Genomic DNA, 18,739 nt, shown 5'->3' with positions numbered 1-18,739 from the left:
CACAGGGTCGGGAACCTGCAGTGCCGGTTCTTCGATCCGCAGCACACGATTCAGGAGTCGACGATGACCCAACCCATCCGACGACGTGGAACCGGCACAGCCATCGCGCTGTCGCTCGTACTCGCATTCAGCCTCGGCGCCCCGCTCGGGGCCAACGCGGCGGCACCGCCCGATCCGGTGCCGTCGGGCTCCGGCCCGGCGGCCGACACCGGGGGCGCTGCGGCCACGGGCTCGAGCGCTGCGCTCGTGCCCGAGCTCGACCCCGACCTCGAGCCGGCGGCACCATTGACGGCGAACGCCGAGGTGCACCGCACCGAGGCCGGTGACGAGGTCGCCGTTCCCGAGCGGCCGTCGGCCGGCGACCTCGGCAACCCCGGCGCCGCAGCCGGCCGACAGGCGGCGGCCGCCGACACCTGCTCGACGGCGGACTTCGCCGCGGCGAGCGGCCAGTCGCTCGTCGACCTGGTCGTCGCGAGCCCGATGGACTGCATCAACTCGCTGTTCCTCGTGAAGGGCGCCGACGCCAAGGCGATCTTCGCCGAAGCGCAGATGATCACGGTCGCGAACGCGCTCCGCACCGTCGCAGGCTCCTACCCCGGCGACAACTCCACGTCGGCCGGCCAGCTCGTGCTCTTCCTCCGGGCCGGCTACTACGTGCAGTTCTACGACGCCGAGAACGTGGGCGACTACGGCTCGTCGCTGTCGAACGCGGCAGCCGGGGCACTCGACGCCTTCTTCGGCAACCCGCGCTCGCGCGACGTCACCGACGCCAACGGCGAGGTGCTCGGCGAGGCCGTCACGCTCATCGACAGTGCGGTGCTCAACGACCGCTACCTCGATGTCGTCGAGCGGCTGCTCACCGAGTACGACGCGGAGTACGAGGCGCTCTGGTGGATGCGGAACGCCGTGAACAACGTGTTCACGGTGCTGTTCCGCGGCCACCATGTGCCCGAGTTCGTCGCCGCCGTGGCCGCGGACCCGTCGCTCCTCACGACGCTGCACGACTTCGCGGTCGCCCACCTCGACCGGCTCGGCGGCGAGTCGGCCTTCCTGCCGACGAACGCGGGTCGCGAGCTCGCCCGCTTCCTCGGCGACGACTCGATTCGTGCGGCCGCCAAGCCGCTCGTCGCCGACCTGCTCACGCGCACCTCGCTCGACGGGCCGACCGCGCAGCTGTGGGTCGCCCTCGGCCAGATGGCGAACTACTACGACCCCGAGGCGTGCGCCGACTACGGCACCTGCGACCTCGGCGAGCGCGTCGCCGACGCCGTCCTCATCACCGAGCACGACTGCTCCTCGAGCATCACGATCCGCGCCCAGGAGATCAGCGCCGAGCAGCTCGCCGCGAGCTGTTCGAGCCTGCTCGCCCAGGACCAGTACTTCCACGCGGTCGCGAAGGACCCGGGTCCGGTGCCGAACGACGTGAACTCCAGCATCGAGGTGGTCGTGTTCGACTCGAGCAGCGACTACCAGAGCTACGCGGGCGCCATCTTCGGCATCGACACCAACAACGGCGGCATGTACCTCGAGGGCGACCCCTCCGCCGCCGACAACGTCGCGCGGTTCATCGCCTACGAGGCCGAGTGGCTTCGCCCGGAGTTCGCAGTGTGGAACCTCAACCACGAGTACACGCACTACCTCGACGGCCGCTTCAACATGCACGGCGACTTCGAGGAGGGCATGCAGACGCCCACGATCTGGTGGGTCGAGGGCTTCGCGGAGTTCATCTCGTACCAGTACCGGGGCGAGGACTACACGGCCGCGCAGGCGGCGGCCGCGCAGGGCACCTACACGCTCAGCCAGCTCTTCGACACGAACTACGACCACGGTCAGGAGCGGGTCTACCGCTGGGGGTTCCTCGCCGCGGCGTTCATGCTCAACGAGCGCCCGAGCGAGTTGCAGACCATCCTCGGCTCGTACCGCGCCGGCGACTGGGACGCGGCCCGCACCTACATCACCGACACGATCGGCACCCGGTACGACGCCGAGTTCGCGGCATACCTCACGCGATGCGCTGCCGGCGACTGCAGCGCCGATCTCGGCGGCGGCGGCACCGACCCGGTCAACCGGGTGCCTGCGGCATCGTTCGCCATCTCGGCCGACGGCCTGGAGGTCGGGTTCACCGACACGTCGACCGACGAGGACGGCACGATCGCCTCGCGCCGCTGGCAGTTCGGCGACGGGCAGGAGTCGACCGAGGCGAACCCGACGATCGCCTTCGCCGCGGCCGGCACGTACTCGGTCACGCTGACGGTGACCGACGACGACGGGGCGACCGGCACGGTCACGCTCCCCGTCACGGTCGCTGACGGCGGCACCCCGGCACTCCCCGAGTGCACGGGCTCCGACCTCCGCCAGCTCGACGACGAGTGCAGCCGATCAGGGCGTTCCGCCAAGCGCGGCGACACCGACGGCCTGTTCATCTGGATTCCGGCGGGCACCGCCCAGGTCACGGTCACGACGACCGGGGGCACGGGAGACGCCGACCTCTACGTCAACTGCTACGGCTGGGCCGATGCGAACGCGCACGTCGCGCGCTCGACGACCTCCGGCAGCAACGAGGAGAGCGTCGTGGTCGCTTGGCCCCAGCCCGGATGGAACTACGTCGGCCTGACCGCCGTCGAGGACTTCGCGGGGGTGAGCGTCACCGCCAGTTACTGATCCGACGACACGGCGGCCGTGCAGTCCGGGTGCTCCCGGGCTGCACGGCCGTCGCCGTCGACGACGGCCCGCCCGACGCACGGATCCGCGCGGCCGGGGATCGGTTGCGGTTCGCCCGCTCGACGGATATCGTTCACTGATCGGCGAATCGAATCGATTCGATAGCCGCTCGGGCGGCCCTCGAACGCCGACTCGACGCACCGGCACGAACACACACCGACACGCGACACGCGACACGAAGACACGAAGACACGAAGACACGAAGACAGAAGCCGAACGATGACCGACCACCTCAGCACGAGCCCCACCACGAACCGCGCCCGCCACGAGCTGCTCGCGTGGCGCAACGCGATCTTCGCCATCTTCTTCCTCTCGGGGCTCAGCCTCGCGAGCTGGGTCGCGCGACTTCCCGAGGTGCGCGACCAGACCGGGCTCAGCACCCAGGGCGTCGGACTCGTGATCCTCGCCGGCTCCATCGCCGCAGTGCTCGGCCTCATCGCCGCTCCCCCGCTCATGGCCCGCTTCGGCGCGCGCACGGGCATGGCGGGCGCGCTGATCGTGGTCTCCCTCGGCCTCGTGCTCATCGGCATCGGCGGCTCAGCGCTGCCGTCCATCCCGCTCATCGTGATCGGGCTCGCGTTCGCCGGCTTCGGCAACGGCGCGGTCGACGTCATGATGAACGTCGAGGGCGCCGAGGCCGAGCGCGAGATCGGCCGCACGCTCATGCCGCTCATGCACGCGTTCTTCTCGTTCGGCACGGTCGCCGGCGCCGGCATGGCGGCCGCGGCGGCGGCACTGGCCGTGCCGGTCGTCGTGCACCTCTCCGTGATCGGCGCGGTCATCGCGGTCGGCGCGCTCGTGTCGGTGCGGTTCGTACCCAAGCGCAGCGAGCTCGGCGACCCGGCGGCCGCCGATGAGCGAGCGGATGCCGCATCCGCACGCCCGTGGACCGAACGGTTCCGCGACGGCCTCAGGGTCTGGGGCGACGTGCGCCTGCTCCTCATCGGCGTCATCATGCTCGGCATGTCGTTCGCCGAGGGATCGGCGAACGACTGGCTCACGCTCGCGGCGGTCGACGGCCACGGCTTCGACCCCGCGGTGGGTGCCGCGATCTTCACGGTCTTCGCGGTGTCGATGACGACGGCTCGCGTGCTCGGCGGCCCGCTCGTCGACCGCTTCGGCCGGGTCGCGACGCTCCGCGTGCTCGCCGCGACCGGTGTCGTCGGGCTCAGCCTCTTCATCTTCGGCACCGAGGTCTGGGTCATCGTCGTCGGCACCGTGCTGTGGGGCATCGGCGCGTCGATGGGCTTCCCGGTCGGCATGTCGGCGGCCGCCGACGTGCCCGACCGCGCCCAGGCCGCCGCCCGGGTGAGCGCCGTGGCGATCATCGGCTACTGCGCCTTCCTCGTCGGCCCGCCGTTCATCGGCTTCCTGGGCGAGCACTTCGGGCTGCTGAACGCCCTGCTCGTGATCCTGGCGCTCATGGTCATGGCCGGCCTCGCGGCCCCCGCGGCGCGCGAGCGCTCGGGCAAGCCGGGCGCCACGGGCGGCGAATCCGACGCCCCGGCCGCACAGGCCTGACGCCCGCGACAGACCGTCGAACGCCGTCGCTCGCCGTACACTCGACTGGTGCGTCTCGTCATCGCCCGCTGCTCCGTCGACTACGCCGGACGCCTCGCGGCACATCTCCCGCTCGCCACCCGCCTGCTGATGGTGAAGGGCGACGGAAGCCTCCTGGTGCACTCCGACGGCGGCAGCTACAAGCCGCTCAACTGGATGAGCCCGCCGTGCACGCTCACGGCGCTCGAGCCCGACGACGACCAGCGCGCAGCGGGCATCGTCGAGCTCTGGAAGGTCGTGCACCAGAAGACCGCCGACCAGCTGATCGTCTCGATCCACGAGGTGCTGCACGACTCGAACCACGAGCTCGGCATCGACCCCGGCCTGCAGAAGGACGGCGTGGAGGCGCACCTGCAGAAACTGCTCGCCGAGCAGATCGAACTCCTCGGCGACGGCCACCGGCTCGTGCGCCGCGAGTACATGACGGCCATCGGCCCGGTCGACATCCTGGCGACGGATGCCTCGGGCGCCTCGGTCGCCGTCGAACTCAAGCGCCGCGGTGACATCGACGGCGTCGAGCAGCTCACCCGCTACCTCGAGCTCATGAACCGCGACCCGCTGCTGGCACCGGTGACCGGCGTCTTCGCGGCGCAGGAGATCAAGCCCCAGGCCCGCACCCTCGCGGAGGACCGCGGCATCCGCTGCGTCGTGCTCGACTACGACGCGATGCGCGGCGTGGACGACGGGCACTCCCGGCTCTTCTGACCGGGCATCGCGGGACGCCGCCGCCTCGCGTGCGATCAATCTGAGTGTCCCTCGGATTTTCGCACCCTAGGATGTCACGGTGACTACCGAGCCCCTGACGATTATCCCGACGATGACCGAGCCGACCCGCACCTGGTCGGCCGTGCTGTTCGATCTCGACGGCACGATCGTCGACTCGGCCTCCGACATCACCGGGTCGCTCGCGCACATGTTCACCGAGCTCGGCCTGCCCGTGCCGAGCGACGAGGTGCTGCGCAGCTACGTCGGCCCGCCCCTGCTCGACAGCCTGCGCATGACGGCCGGCTTCAGCGACGCCGAGGCGTGGGAGGCGCTGAACATCTACCGCGACCACTACGGCGAGCATGTGCTCCGCTCCCCCGTCTTCCCGGGCGTCGCGGGCGTGCTCGAGCGGCTGCACGCCGCCGGCATCCCCGTCGCCCTCGCGACCTCGAAGCCCGAGTCGATGGCGCGCAAGGTGCTCGACCACACCGGCCTCAGCCAGTACTTCACCGTCATCGCAGGCGCGAGCGATGACGAGGAGCGCAGCACGAAGGCCGACGTCGTCGCCGAGGCGCTGCGCCGCCTGAACGCGCTCGGCATCAGCACCGAACACTCCGTGATGGTCGGCGACCGCGGCTACGACACGCTCGGCGCGCTCGCGAACGGCGTGCCGACGATCCTCGTCGAGTGGGGCTACGGCTCCCCCGCCGAGGCCGCCGACGCCATGGCGGTCGTGCACTCGGCCGACCAGCTGCGCAGCCTGCTGCTGGGCTGACGGGCGCTGCGCCGACGCTCGGCCGCTCGCCTGGTCGTCAGTCGCCCGACGTCGTCGGCACGACCTCGACCGTGAACGAGACGGTCTCGCCGGTCTCGCCGTTCTCGAGCGTCACCCCGGTCGTTCCGACGGCCGTCGCCGTGAGACCGGGGTTGGACTGCGCGCTCCCGTCATCACCGCCCGGCGTGAACCGGGCGATCGTCGGGTCCTCGATCTCGGCGTCCCAGTCGGCGTACGTCTCGTCGTCACCGGCGAGGTCGATCACGTTGCCGTCGACGACCTCGATCGTCTCCCCGTCGATGTCGCCGAGTTGGACGACGACCGGCGCGGGCAGCGTGTCGGTGCCGGTCGTGCACCCGGCGAGCGCGAGCCCGCCGACCGCGACGACGATCAGCGGCAGCATCACTGCGCGACGCCCGCCACGGGGCATCCGCCTGCTCGCGCTCGTTCCTTCGGTCACCGCGGCACCCCCTCCGCCGGCGCTCAGCGCCGTCGGTTCAGCGTAGACCGGCGGCATGTCGCGCGACACCCCGGCCCGAACGGCGACGCGCGCCGGCATCACTCGATGCGGGCGAGCGGCTCCTCCTCATCGGCGGTCTCCTCGGGCAGCGGCGGCGCCCAGAACCTGAAGTACAGGTAGATCGCCACGCAGAGGAGCGCGAAGCCGCCGACGACCCCGATCCAGAGCCACAGCGAACCGCCGAGTTCGCGCCAGTGGCCCTCCCACGCCACGACGCCGACGATGAAGACGACCGTGACGATGAGGTAGAGCGCCGCCCACAGCGCCCGCGAATGCGCGAAGAGCACCTCGCCCGAGAGCAGCTTGAACGGCAGCAGGTCGATGAGCAGCATGACGATGCCCTCGGTCGTGATCGCGACGCACGTCTCGACGATGAGCGCGCCGAGGAAGTCATGCGGCTCGCCGTGCACCGTCAACACGCTGAACCCCATCCAGGCGGCGAGCCCGAACGCGATGATGATCGACGAGCGGATCGCCACCGCCTGCCACGCATGCTCCTTCATCGCGGGCGCGGCCATCGACAGACCGAGCACGAGGCCGATGAGGAACCCCGGCGAGAAGTCGAGCACCCTCGAGACGAGCACGCCGACGATGGTCAGGATGAGCCCGAGCGGCCGGAAGCTGATCCTCGTGACGACCGACCAGCTCACCTCGAGGATGCGGCCCGTCAGCCAGCTCGACACGAACGCGACGAAGAAGAGCGCGATCGCGCACGAGATCACGAGGCGCAGCGAATGGTCGTTGAACCCGAACGTGGGATCGGCGAGCCCGAACAGTCCGGCCGTGACCGCGATGAGCGCGAGGGCCGCGACCATGGGCTCCTTGGCCATCCAGGCCATCAGCCCGGCGTACCAGCCCGGCGTTCGGAACCGGGCGGCGCGGTTGCTGAAGCGCTGATACTGCTCGGCGATCGTCGCGTTCAGCAGGTGGGCCGGTGCGGCGGCGAGCACGATCAGCACGAGGCCCATGGAGAAGGCGGAGGCGACCGTCGCGGGATTCGACACGACGTCCTGGATGCGCCGGAGCGCCCCCGTGAGGATGTTCGGCGCCACCTCGCCCTCCGCGGGCTCGGCCGCGTGCTCCTCCTCCGCGACGGCCTCGTGCTCCGGCTCGACCTCGGCGGCTTCTGCCGGCGGCGCAGCAGGCACCGGGCGCGCCTCGGCCGCGACCACGGCACTCAGCGGCACCGGAGCCGGACGACCGTCGACGAATCCGCGGACCGGGACGACCGGCTGCGCGACGGGTTGCACGACGGGTTGCACGGCCGGCGGACGCGCAGGCGGATCGACCGGCGGACTCCCCGGCGGGCTGACGATCGTGACGGCCGCCTCCTTCTGCGCCGGGGAGAGGCCCGCGCCCGACAGCGTCACGACGATCCGGTGCTGGCCGGGCTGCACGTCGAGCGGGATCGTGGCGGCGGCCGAGAAGGTGCCGTCGCCGCCGACCGTGCCCGTCGCGAGGGTCACCGGATCGGAGTGCAGCTCGACGAGCACGTTCAGGCCGGGCGGAAGGCCGGCGGCCCTGATGGAGAACCTGGCTCCCGGGCGGATCGATCTCAGGTCGATGCCGTCGAGCGTGAAGGTCCAGTTCGGGTCCAGACGGATCGGCGCCGCCACGACTCCCGTCGCCGCGCTCGGCGCCGAGAGCGCACCGGCCCGGTAGGCGGATGCCGTCTGCTCGCCGCGCGAGCGCGTGTTCTCCTCGATCGCGCTGAACGCGGCATCCGTGCCGTTGGGGCCGGCGACGCGGCAGCTCCAGTGACCCGACTCGTCGATCGCGACGTCGCAGACCGCGTTCCCGGCGGCGTCGGAGACCGAGACCAGGTCACCGGGCGCACCCGTGCCGGCGAGCGCGACCGAACCGTCGGCGGCGAGGTCGGCCGTATCGATCGACGGCGGCGCCGGAACGACGATGTACTCGTCGACCGACAGCGTGCCGGGCGTGTACCCATGTCCGTTGCCGTGGCTCTGCTCGGTGAGCAGCCGCCAGGCGCCGGCCTCGAGTCCGCTGAACGTGCAGTGCACGGGGGTCGAGTGCCGGTCGCTGCGGTCGCCGCCGCACCCGTCGACGCGCGCGCCGTTCGACAACCGGAAGAGGCTCACCGCCGCCACGTGCGAGCCCTTGCCCGGCACGGCGTCGACGACCACCTCCGCCGGCGCGAACGCGTAGGAGACGATCGGGGGCTTCGGGCCCTCACCCGTGGCGGAAGCCGGAACGGCACTCAGCAGCACGGTGCCGAGCGCCAGCCAGACCGCGGCCACCGCAGACGCGACGGGTCGGAGCATTCAGATCCCTTCCGGACTCGACGGGTCGAAGCGATCGAACGGAAGGGCGCCCAGCCGGGCAGCGCACTGCTGCGGGGATGGCGCAAGAGTATGCCTCCGCCGCCTCGCCCGCGACCCCCCGCCAGGGGGACGCACCCGGTCGATCGGATGCCTCACAGCTCACGCATATCATGACGCATGCTCACGAACAACCGTGCACGAGATCTGCCCCGTATGCAGGACGAACGCGCATGATCGACGCCGATTCGCGGAGCGGCGCAACAGACATGCGTCATGGTTCGGAAATGCCCTCCCAGCTCTTCCATAGGCGCGGCCTCGCACGGCAGTATTCCGAGTACGTCCGCCCACCGACGGACGGCGTACGCGCCCCGCGGTCACCACCACGGGGCGCTCGAAGGGAGAAGCATGTCTGGATTCACGGGCCGCGCGCGGAGGCGCGCGGTTGCGGTCATCCCGGTATTCGCGCTCGCTGCCACCGGTCTGGTGTCATTCGGCGCTACGGGAGCGGTCGCTGCTGAGTCGCCGGTGTCGCCACCGGTGATCAGCGATTCCGAGTACTACATGAACTACGTCGCGCCGCGTGCCGACCTCGCGTTCGACACCGACGGCGAAGTGCTCGTCGGCGGTGCCGCCGCCAAGGCGTCTGCACAGGTGCAGGCCGAGGCCGAGGCGTACGACCAGAAGTACTCGCAGGGCAATCCGATCGCCGCGAAGGGGCTCTCGTCCCTCGAGGCGAAGTCGATCGCCACGGGCAAGAACCCCAAGGAGCTGAAGAAGCCCAAGAAGGACAAGAAGCCCAAGAAGACGAACTTCAAGCAGGCTGAGTCCACGCAGGAAGCGAAGCTGCTCACGATCCTCGTCGAGTTCAACGAGAACGCGAACGACGACTTCACCGACACCTACGTGCCCACCGAGTTCGGCTCGAAGGAGTGCCAGCCCGGCAACGTGCAGAACGGCCCGACGCACAACGGAATCCCGAACCCGGCCGACTACGAGCTCGAGGACAACAACTCGATGTGGGTGCCCGACTTCTCGTCGGAGCACTACAACACGATGCTCTTCACCGACGAAGGCATCACCGAACGAGTGCGCACCGACCTCACCGGTCCCGACGGCAAGCCCGGCTTCGACATCTCGGGCTACACGATGAAGTCGATGTACGAGGAGATGTCCCGCGGCGCCTACACCGTCACCGGTGAGGCCACCCCGTGGATCACCGTGCCGCACTCCGAGGCCTGGTACGGCGCGAGCACCTGCTTCCAGAACGCTGACGGCGTCTACGAGGCCGGCGAGATCCAGGACCAGCAGGGCCACCCCGACAACCCCAAGGGACCGGGCCAGCTGCCGATCGACGCAGTCGCCGCGCTCGCGCAGGCGCAGCCCGACTTCCCGTGGGCCGACTACGACATCGAAGACCAGGGCGACCGCGACGGCGACGGCGACTTCAACGAGCCCGACGGCGTGATCGACCACGTCGTGCTCGTGCACGCCGGTGAAGACAAGTCCGGAGGCGGCGGTGCACAGGGCACGTACGCCGTCTGGGCGCACTCCTCGGCTGTGGCCGGCGGCGCGGACATCCCCGGCACCGACCTGCAGCTGTCGAACTACATCGTGCAGCCCGAGGACTCGGGTGTCGGCGTGTTCGCACACGAGTACGGTCACGACCTCGGCCTGCCCGACCTCTACGACACGTCGAACCAGGGCAACTCCGACATCGACTTCTGGGACCTCATGAGCTCCGGCTCGCACGCCGGCCCCATCTTCCAGTCGATGCCGACCCACATGGGCATCTGGGACAAGTGGGTGCTCGGCTGGGTCGACCCCGTCGTGATGAACCCCGGTGACGACACCGAGACCATCAAGGTCGGCCAGGCGTCACGCTCGCCGAAGGGCACCGAAGACGGCGTGAAGGTCAACCTTCCCGACAAGGTCATCACGCTCGCCGAGCCGGCCAGCGGCGAGAACATGTGGTACACCGGAGCCGACCAGGACTGGGGCGACATCCGCATCGCCCGCACGGTCGACGTGCCGGCCGACGCCAAGTTCTGGATGAGCAACAACTACGTCATCGAAGAGGACTGGGACTTCGGCTTCGTCGAGGTCTCGACCGACGGCGGCTCCACCTGGACCGATGTCAAGGTCTTCAACGAGGACGGCACCGAGGCCACCACGCCTGACGGCTACCCCGACCCGAACGGCAACCTCCACACCTTCGGAGACAAGAAGTACGGCCTCACGGGCAGCACCGACGGCTGGGCTCGCCAGTACGTCGACCTCTCGGCCTACGCCGGCACCTCGGTCGGGGTGCGCCTGCGCCTCGCCACGGATGCCGCGTTCCAGGAGCGCGGATGGTTCGCCGACGACTTCGCCGTCACGAGCGGAGCCACCGAGGTCTGGGCCGACGACGTCGAGAGCGGCGACAACGGCTGGACGGCCGAGGTCACGACCTTCGCAGACACGACCGGCCCCGGCTGGCGTATCGACACCGGCACGTCGAGCAAGGCGCAGTACTACATGGTGGAGTGGCGCAACTTCGACGGGTTCGACGAGGGCCTGAAGTACGGCTACAACTCGGTGTACAGCGCCGGTGCGTGGAAGGTCGAGAAGATCGCGTACAACGCTCCCGGAGCGTTGGTCTGGTACCGCGACACGACCTACGGCAACACCAACCACGTGCGCACGAACGAGACGGCACTGCCGAGCTACGGGGCGAAGGGCGGGCTGCTGCTCGTCGACAGCCACTTCGACCCGCTGCGTCGCACCGGTGACGCCGCGGCGGCCGACGGCACGCTGCAGCACAACCTGCCGTCCCGTGCGCAGTCGTCCGACGTCGCCTTCGGCCTCACCCCGACGCACGCCTTCACGGAGTGCATCCCGGGTGCGGAGCTGACGACGGAGTACTGCACCGACATCCCGTCGCGCGCGCCGGTGAGCACCTTCACCGACGACCTCGGCTGGACCTCGGGTCTCGAGGTGCTGCCCGACGGTCGACTGGCCCGCCGCTTCCGCGACGGTTCGGCAGTCGTCCCGTCGCTCGGAAACGCCCCGTACAGCACGCGGATCGTCGACTTCGACGGCAACCCGCTGACCGACCTGTACGGCGCGGCCAGCCCGCTCGGCGGCGTCTTCGGCACCGGCAACCCCGGTGACGACGGCGTCGGCTACGGCACCGTGATCGACGTGAAGAAGGCGTTCAAGGGCAACCAGTCCGCGCTCATCACGATCACCCCGCCCACCGCGGGCTGATCCAGCGACACCGCACGACGACGAGGCGTCGGCTCCCTTCGGGGGCCGGCGCCTCGTCGCATGTCAGGCCGCGTTCGGCACGAAGAGCCGGCGGATGACCCGGCCCTCGACGAGCGCGTCGAGGCTCTCGTTGATCTCCGCGAGCGGCACGGTGTCGGTGTGCAGCAGTTCCATCGGCAGTCGCCCGGCACGCCAGAGCGCGATGTAGCGTGCGATGTCCCGCGCGGGGATCGCGTCGCCCATGTACGAGCCCAGCAGGCGCTTGCCCGAACCCGCGAACTGCAGCGCGGGCACCGTGAGCTCCTGCTCGGGGTGCGGCAGTCCGACCGAGACGAGCGCTCCGCCCCGAGCGAGCAGCTCGAGGCACGCGCCCATGACCCGTGCACTGCCGACGGCCTCGATCGCGATGTCGACCCCGACGCCGCCGGTGAGCTCGGCGACGAGGTCGGCGGTGGCGTCCGGAGTGGCCACCGCGTTCGCGCCCGCCCGCAGCGCGAGCTCGTGCTTGTCGGTGTTGGGGTCGACGGCGATGACGACGACGTCGTCGATCTGGGCCGCCGCCATGACCGCCGCGAGACCCACCGCGCCGAGACCGAAGACGATCACCGACTGACCGGGCACCACCTCGGCGGTGTTGAACACCGCGCCCATGCCGGTGAGTGCGGCGCAGCCGAACATCGCGGCGATGTCGAACGGCACGTCGCGGTCGATGACGACGAGCGACTCCGCGGCGACGACGGCGTACTCGGCGAAGGCCGAGACCCCGAGGTGATGGTTCACCCGGCCGCCGACCGCGTCGGTGAGCACGGATGCCCCGTGCAGCAGCTCACCCGAACCGTTCACCTCCGCGGCGCGCGAGCACAGCGCCGGCCGGCCGGCTCGGCACTCCCGGCAGTCGCCGCAGCTCGGCACGAAGACGAGCACGACGTGATCGCCGACCGCGATGCCGTCGACCCCGTCGCCGACCGCCTCGACGATGCCCGCCGCCTCGTGGCCGAGCGCCATCGGCAGCGGGCGGGGCCGGGATCCGTTCACGACCGACAGGTCGGAGTGGCAGAGGCTCGCGCGCTCGATTCGCACACCCACCTCACCCGGACGCGGCGCGGCGATCTCGAGGGCCTCGATCGCGAGCGGGCGGCTCTCGGCGTAGGGGCGCGCAGCGCCCTGCTCGCGGAGGACGGCGCTACGCATCCGTCACCTCGACGTAGCGCTCGATCACCCGGTCGGCGAGCAACGGAATGATGCGACCGACGCCGATGCGCTGGAAGTGCTCGGACTCCCGATGGGCGGCGAAGCCCGCCTCATCGTCGTAGCGCTCGAGGATGACGATCTCGTCGGGATTCGCGACCCCTCGGTAGAAGTCGTAGGCGTGGTTCGCCGGCTCGGTGCGACTCGCCTCGGCGAGCTCGCCGAGCAGCTCGAGCACGGTCTCGGTCTCGCCGGGAAGCGGGAAGTAGCGGGCGATGACCTGGAATCTGGGTGCGGACACGTGGGTCTCCTGTCGGATGGGAGCAGCAGGGCCCCCGACCGGAGACCGGCCAGGGGCATCCGCTCAGCGTCGGGTGATCGACCAGAGCTCGACGTCGCTCGTCGAGACGGCCTTGGCCCCGCCCTTGAGGGCGGCGATCACGTCGTCGCGGCTCTGCACGAAACCGGCCGCGACATACGGCGTGAGCTCGGCGAGATCCTGCTGCGAGATGTACGGGATGACGGGCCATGGCATGAGCTGCACCAGGTGCGGCCGGTTCTGCCGCACCGCGTTGGTGCTGCGCGGCAGCGTGGACCGGTCGGTGATGAAGACCTTCTGCATGGTCACCATGCCGAGCTGGTTGGCCTTCTGGATGAGCATCGTGCGGGTGGTGATCAGCCCCGGCGTGCCGATCTTGCGGAGGTACTCGACACCGCCGCGGTCCTGGGCGAGGCCGTCGCTGTTGTCGATGTTGACGAAGACGAACTTGCCCGCAGATGAGAGCGTCGAGACGAGGCCCTCGAGGTCGGGGAGTGCCACGTTCGCGGCGATCGCGACCTGGCACGGCCCGGCGAGGAACGCCTCGACCGAGTCGGTGCCGTAGAGCGATGCCACGACCGGGTTGCGGTGGAGCCGCTCCTCGAGCGATCGGGGGAACTCCAGCACGTTCACCGCATTCCTGCCTTCATCTGCGGACTCGTTCACGGCAGCATCAGGCGTCGAGCCCCAGTTTACCGGGGTTCAGCCGGTTCTTCGGGTCGAGGGCCGCCTTCACGGCGCGCAGCACCTCGAAGCCCGCACCGAGCGACTCCGCCATGTACGGCGCGCGCAGCAGGCCCACGCCGTGGTGGTGGCTGAGGGTCGCGTCGTGCTTCAGGATGACGGCGTTCGCGGCATCCCATGCCGCCCGGTACCACTCGGCGCGCCGGTCGACCTCGACATCGCCGCGAAGCGAGAAGTAGAGGCAGGCGCCGTCGACGTAGGCGTGCGACTGGTGGGCGGAGCCGGCGAGCGTGCCCGGCACCGCGTTGATCGCCGCCACGACCTCGTCGTAGATCGCGGGCAGGTCGCGCCAGCGGCCGATCATCTCGAGCGTGTCGGCGACGAAGCCGGGGCTGCGCGTGAAGCCCTCCGCACTCTTGCCCGTGAGGTAGCGGGTATCGAGCCAGCGCTCGAAGATCGCCTCGTCGTCGAGCTTCACGCCAGTCTCGGCGCAGATGCGCTCGCTGATCGCGAGGCCGGCATCGACGAGCTCCTGCGTGCCCTCGTCGGCGACGAGCAGCACGTTCTGCTCGGGCAGGTCGAACTGCACGCCGCTCTCGAGGTTGTCGTAGAGGCGGAGCGCAGCGGGGTTCGCGCCCTGCTGCATGATCTGGCGGCATGCCTCGAGACCGGCGGCGAAGGTCGGGAAGCCGTAGGCGATCGCACGGCCGTACGCCGGCAGGCGGTGCAGCTTGAACCGGATCGTCGTGATGACGCCGAGGGTGCCCTCCGAGCCGATGACGAGCTGCAGCAGGTCGGGTCCGACGGCGGCGCGGGCGCTCTCGCCCACGGTGATGAGCGAACCGTCGGCCAGCACGACATCCATGCCGTAGACCATGTCCTCGATCTTGCCGTAGCGCGTCGACAGCTGACCTGCGCCGCGGCAGGCGACCCAGCCGCCGACCGTCGAGATGCCGTACGACGAGGGCCAGTGACCCATCGTCATGCCGTACTCCGACTGGATGAGCTCCTCGAAGACGTCGCCGAACATGCCGGCTTCGACCTCGACGATCTGGCTCTCCTCGTCGAAGCTCACGAAGCGGTTGAGCTCGCACACGTCGAGCACGATGCCGCCGCGCACGGGCAGCGCGGCACCCGTCACGTTGCTGCGGCCGGCCGAGACGGTCACGGGCAGGTCGTTGGCGTCGGCGATGCGCATGACGGCCTGCACCTGCTCGGTCGTCGAGACCTTGACGATGACCGCGTCCGGCGTCGCCGGCGTGCCGGCGGTCTCACCGATCATCGTTCCGGCCCACCAGTCGCGGGTGCCCTCGACGACGGATGCCGCGTCGGTGACGACCTGGTCGGCGGCCGCTTCGAGCTCGGCGACGACGGCCTCTGGAACGACGACGACGTCCGCCTGGAAGTACGCCTCCGAACCGATCGTCTCGATGCTCGCGGCGTAGTGCGGCTGGGTGGGCGCACCCACCACGTAGTTGCCGCGGTTGTAACCGCGCTTGACGGCTTCCTTGCTGATCATTCGGACTCTCCCATCAGGATGGCGCGTTCGTGCGCCGTGGCGGTCTGGTAGGCGGTCACCTGAGCGGTGACCGCGGCGTCGCTGAGGCCGAGCTCGGCCTGCAGCAACTGCCCCACGCGCGGCGCGGCGGCGGCGGAGGCGTCGCGGGCCATGAGGCGCGCGCGGGTGCGGCGGCTCAGCACGTCGTCGACGCTGCGGGCCATCTCGTGGCGGGCCGAGTAGACGACCTCGGCCTCGAGGTAGGGCAGCCCCTCGACGATGGGCCTGGCGAGCGACGGGTCGTTGCCGAGGATGTCGGTGATGAACGGCGCCTCGTTGCCGTAGCGCTCTCCGAGGTGGGCGGCCAGCCCGCCGGATGCGGTGACGGCCTCCGGGTCGTACCCGGCCGCCCCGAGCAGGTAGGCGTCCTTCGTGACGCAGCGACGCCGTTCGCCGAGCACCTGCTGCGCGGCGTCGATCGTCTGCTGCGCCATGTGGCGCGAGGTCGTGAGCTTGCCGCCGACGACCGTGACGAGGCCGTCGCGGTCGGTGCGGATCTCGTGCTTGCGCTTGACGTCGATGGTCTTGCCGCCGGGCGGCGCCACGAGCGGGCGGCAGCCGCCGATGCTGCCGACGACGTCGGAGGCCTCGAGGTCGGTGTTCAGCGCGGTGCGCGCCCCCGAGATGAGGAAGTCCATCTCCTCGCGCGTGCAGTTCACGTCGTCGAGGTCGCCCGTGTAGTCCTCGTCGGTCGTGCCGAGGTAGGCGGTGTCGCCCCAGCGCGTGATCGTCGCGCGGCGGTTGCGCCCGGGGATCGGGATCGTGACCGTGCAGTCGTTGCGGATCTTGGTCCACGGAACGGCGATGTGCACGCCCTTCGCGGGGCGGATGTTCGGGGCATCCGCATCGGCGCCCGCGCCGTTCCAGTCGCGGAGCCACGCACCCGTCGCGATCACGACGACGCGGGCCAGCGCGGCGATCTCGCGCCCGTCGACCTCGGCGACGATGCCGCTGACCTTGCCCCGGCTGCGAGTGACCTCCGTCACCTTCGCACCGTTCAGGATCACGGCGCCGTGGTGGGCCGCGGTGCGGGCGAGGGTGAGGGTGAGGCGCGCGTCGTCGGCGCGGGCGTCGTAGTACATGAAGCCGCCGTCGAGGTTCTCGGCCTTGAACGTCGAGCAGTGGGCGAGCACCTCGTTCTTCGAGAGCTTCTGGTGCAGCACGCCCTCGCGCCAGCCGCCGGCCAGGTCGTAGGTCCAGAGCAGGCTCTCGAAGCCCGCGGCGAGGCGACGGTCGAAGACGCCGTCGTGCGAGAGCACCGGGAAGAGGAACGGCAGCCGCTGCACGAGGTGCCTGGCGTTCTTCCGCAGCCGCTGCCGTTCGAGCAGCGAGTGGCGTACGAGCGACAGGTTGCCCTGCTCGATGTACCGCAGCCCGCCGTGGATCATCTTCGACGACTTCGACGAGGTGCCCGACGCGAAGTCGTCCTTCTCGAGCAGCGCCACGCGGTACCCGCGAAGTGCGGCGTCCATCGCGGCATACGCCCCGGTCACGCCGCCGCCGACGATGATCATGTCGAAGCGACCGCCCTCGACGGCGGCCACCTGCTCGGCTCGGCCGAGCTGCAGGGGTTCCACCCGGGTCATGCGCTCGCGCGCGGTGTCGGTCTTGCGGGCTGGCAGTCCTACCATCGTGTGGTTCTCTCTACTTCCGTGTTGCACGGCTCGTGGTGAGCCGGAGTTCGTTGTCGATGCGTTCGTTCCACGCCGCTCGGCGCTCGGCGCGCTCGTCGTCGCTGATCACCGGCTCGAAGACGTCGCCGTCGCCCATCGACGCGGCGGCCTCCTCGAGCGAGTTCCAGAGCAGCCCGTCGGCGCCGGCGAGGAACGCCGCCCCGCGCAGGCTCGCGCCCTCCGAGGCGGGCAGGCGCCGCATCGGCACGCCGACGAGGTCGGCCTGCATCTGGATGAGCGGATCGCTCGCCGACATCCCGCCGCCGACGACGATCTCGGTGATCGCCGTGCCGGCGACCTGCTCGTCGGCCTCGGCGCTCGAGGCGACCGAGTGCGCGATGCCCTCGAGCACGGCGTACGCGATCTCGGGCAGCGTCGTCGACATCGAGAATCCCGTGAGCGATGCCTTCGCCCGAGGTTCCATGACGGGCATCCGCAGGCCGGTGAGCGCGGGCACGAACATCACGCCCTTCGATGACGGCACCGTGGCCGCGAGCTCGCTGATGCGCTTCGACGACTCGAACCAGCCGAGGGTGTCGCACACCCAGTCGAGGGCCGAGCCGGTCGTCGCCGTGAACGTCTCGATGGCGAAGACGGATGCCCCGTGCCGCCGCCACGCCGTGAGGGTGAGCGCCCCGTCGTAGAGGCCCGGGTTCGCCGGTGCCGCTTCGCCGATGACGAGGTCGACGAAGCTGCCCGTGCCGTGCACGCACATCGCCTGCCCCTTCCTGAGGCAGCCGAGACCGACGGTGCCGGCGTGCTGGTCGCCGGCCGCCGCGAGGATCGGCACCTCGATGCCGAGCACCGAGGCATCCGTTACGCCGAAGTCGTCGGCATCCTGCCGCAGTTCGGGCAGGAGGTCGCTCGGGAACCCGAGCGCGTCGATCCATTCCCGCTCGTATTCGTGGCGGGCGAGCACGTAGGCGCCCGCCGAGGTCGCGTTCGTGGAGGTCGCGGCGTAGGTGCGGTCGCGGGAGAGGCTCCAGAGGAGCCACGTCTCGATCGTGCCGAAGCCGAGACGACCCGCCCGGTGCGCCGCGGCGACCTCCGGGGTCTCCCGCAGGTGGTGCGCCGCCCAGAGGTAGGGCGAGCGCACCCCCGTGGGGCGACCGACGGAGCGGATCAGCCGTTCGTTCCACTCGGGGCCGAGGGCCGCGAGCTCGTCGGCGTACCGGCTGTCCTGCCAGACCATGGCGGGCACGAGGGCTCGACCGGTCGACGTGTCCCACAGCACGGTCGTCGCGCGCTGGGTGGCGATGGCGAGGCCGACGAGGGCGACCCCGTCGCCTGCCGCACGGGCGATGACCGCGCGGCAGGCGTCGATGGTCTTGTCGAGGATCGCGTTCGCATCCTGTTCGACCACGCCCGCGACAGGAGTGCTGACACGGAGCGGGCGGTATTCGAGCGCGCGCACGACGCCGTCGGCCGTGACCCACGCCGCACGCGTGCCCGTCGTTCCTTCATCGATCGCCAGGATCGCGGGAGTCGTCATGTCGGATTCCGCC

The 18,739-nt window shown here is 70.4% G+C and carries 13 protein-coding genes; 5 read left to right on the top strand and 8 right to left on the bottom strand.

Annotated features, from left to right (window positions below; all coding sequences use genetic code 11):
- The first annotated feature begins 63 nt into the window (after nt 1-63).
- The 4 genes from BUR99_RS11860 to BUR99_RS11845 all read left to right on the top strand — a co-directional run bounded on the left by BUR99_RS11860 (nt 64) and on the right by BUR99_RS11845 (nt 5,761).
- Nucleotides 64-2,661, top strand: a complete 2,598-nt coding sequence (locus tag BUR99_RS11860; RefSeq protein ID WP_074260582.1) for a collagenase — start codon at nt 64-66, stop codon at nt 2,659-2,661.
- A gap of 279 nt (nt 2,662-2,940) precedes the next feature.
- A complete protein-coding gene (locus tag BUR99_RS11855; protein WP_074260581.1) occupies nt 2,941-4,242 on the top strand; it encodes an MFS transporter in 1,302 nt (433 codons plus the stop codon).
- A 48-nt stretch (nt 4,243-4,290) separates the two neighbouring features.
- Complete coding sequence (gene nucS / locus BUR99_RS11850) at nt 4,291-4,986, top strand: endonuclease NucS (RefSeq protein ID WP_074260580.1); 696 nt, start codon at nt 4,291-4,293, stop codon at nt 4,984-4,986.
- 79 nt (nt 4,987-5,065) lie between these two features.
- Entirely contained in the window at nt 5,066-5,761 is a 696-nt protein-coding gene (locus BUR99_RS11845) for an HAD hydrolase-like protein (RefSeq protein WP_327077893.1), read from the top strand.
- 37 nt (nt 5,762-5,798) lie between these two features.
- Here the strand turns inward: BUR99_RS11845 and BUR99_RS11840 are convergent, their stop codons facing one another.
- Both BUR99_RS11840 and BUR99_RS11835 read right to left on the bottom strand, forming a co-directional pair.
- Nucleotides 5,799-6,221, bottom strand: a complete 423-nt coding sequence (locus tag BUR99_RS11840; RefSeq protein WP_143231615.1) for a hypothetical protein — start codon at nt 6,219-6,221, stop codon at nt 5,799-5,801.
- Between the two features lie 98 nt (nt 6,222-6,319).
- On the bottom strand, nt 6,320-8,566 hold the full coding sequence (locus BUR99_RS11835; protein WP_074260577.1) for a hypothetical protein: 2,247 nt from the start codon (nt 8,564-8,566) through the stop codon (nt 6,320-6,322).
- Nucleotides 8,567-9,103: 537 nt separating this feature from the next.
- Between BUR99_RS11835 and BUR99_RS11830 the strand changes: the two genes are divergently transcribed.
- Complete coding sequence (locus BUR99_RS11830; RefSeq protein ID WP_234980836.1) at nt 9,104-11,812, top strand: immune inhibitor A domain-containing protein; 2,709 nt, start codon at nt 9,104-9,106, stop codon at nt 11,810-11,812.
- A 63-nt stretch (nt 11,813-11,875) separates the two neighbouring features.
- Here the strand turns inward: BUR99_RS11830 and BUR99_RS11825 are convergent, their stop codons facing one another.
- The 6 genes from BUR99_RS11825 to BUR99_RS11800 all read right to left on the bottom strand — a co-directional run bounded on the left by BUR99_RS11825 (nt 11,876) and on the right by BUR99_RS11800 (nt 18,726).
- Entirely contained in the window at nt 11,876-13,003 is a 1,128-nt protein-coding gene (locus tag BUR99_RS11825; RefSeq protein WP_074260575.1) for an alcohol dehydrogenase catalytic domain-containing protein, read from the bottom strand.
- Nucleotides 12,996-13,301 carry a putative quinol monooxygenase gene (locus BUR99_RS11820; RefSeq protein WP_074260574.1) on the bottom strand — a complete coding sequence of 102 codons (306 nt, stop codon included), beginning with the start codon at nt 13,299-13,301 and terminating at the stop codon, nt 12,996-12,998. Before BUR99_RS11820 ends, BUR99_RS11825 begins: the two co-directional genes overlap by 8 nt.
- Nucleotides 13,302-13,364: 63 nt before the next feature.
- A complete protein-coding gene (locus BUR99_RS11815; RefSeq protein ID WP_234980835.1) occupies nt 13,365-13,985 on the bottom strand; it encodes a glycerol-3-phosphate responsive antiterminator in 621 nt (206 codons plus the stop codon).
- A 7-nt stretch (nt 13,986-13,992) separates the two neighbouring features.
- Nucleotides 13,993-15,522, bottom strand: a complete 1,530-nt coding sequence (locus BUR99_RS11810; protein ID WP_074260573.1) for an FAD-binding oxidoreductase — start codon at nt 15,520-15,522, stop codon at nt 13,993-13,995.
- The gene (locus tag BUR99_RS11805; RefSeq protein ID WP_074260572.1) at nt 15,519-17,192 is read right to left on the bottom strand and encodes a glycerol-3-phosphate dehydrogenase/oxidase; all 1,674 of its coding nucleotides are present in this window, start codon (nt 17,190-17,192) and stop codon (nt 15,519-15,521) included. Before BUR99_RS11805 ends, BUR99_RS11810 begins: the two co-directional genes overlap by 4 nt.
- Nucleotides 17,193-17,205: 13 nt before the next feature.
- Nucleotides 17,206-18,726, bottom strand: coding sequence for an FGGY family carbohydrate kinase (locus tag BUR99_RS11800; protein ID WP_074260571.1), 1,521 nt, complete (start codon nt 18,724-18,726; stop codon nt 17,206-17,208).
- Nucleotides 18,727-18,739: the final 13 nt, after the last annotated feature.

It is taken from the genome of Agromyces cerinus subsp. cerinus (assembly GCF_900142065.1).
GTDB lineage: Bacteria > Actinomycetota > Actinomycetes > Actinomycetales > Microbacteriaceae > Agromyces > Agromyces cerinus.
The sequence above is the reverse complement of the archived record's forward strand: the minus strand, read 5'-3'. Positions and strand labels throughout refer to the sequence as shown.

Excerpts from the sequence above, each read along its gene's own strand:
- BUR99_RS11860 (WP_074260582.1), top strand. The coding sequence starts at position 64 with ATGACCCAACCCATCCGACGACGTGGAACCGGCACAGCCATCGCGCTG.
- BUR99_RS11855 (WP_074260581.1), top strand. The coding sequence starts at position 2,941 with ATGACCGACCACCTCAGCACGAGCCCCACCACGAACCGCGCCCGCCAC.
- BUR99_RS11835 (WP_074260577.1), bottom strand. The coding sequence starts at position 8,566 with ATGCTCCGACCCGTCGCGTCTGCGGTGGCCGCGGTCTGGCTGGCGCTC.
- BUR99_RS11825 (WP_074260575.1), bottom strand. The coding sequence starts at position 13,003 with ATGCGTAGCGCCGTCCTCCGCGAGCAGGGCGCTGCGCGCCCCTACGCC.
- BUR99_RS11810 (WP_074260573.1), bottom strand. The coding sequence starts at position 15,522 with ATGATCAGCAAGGAAGCCGTCAAGCGCGGTTACAACCGCGGCAACTAC.
- BUR99_RS11805 (WP_074260572.1), bottom strand. The coding sequence starts at position 17,192 with ATGGTAGGACTGCCAGCCCGCAAGACCGACACCGCGCGCGAGCGCATG.
- BUR99_RS11800 (WP_074260571.1), bottom strand. The coding sequence starts at position 18,726 with ATGACGACTCCCGCGATCCTGGCGATCGATGAAGGAACGACGGGCACG.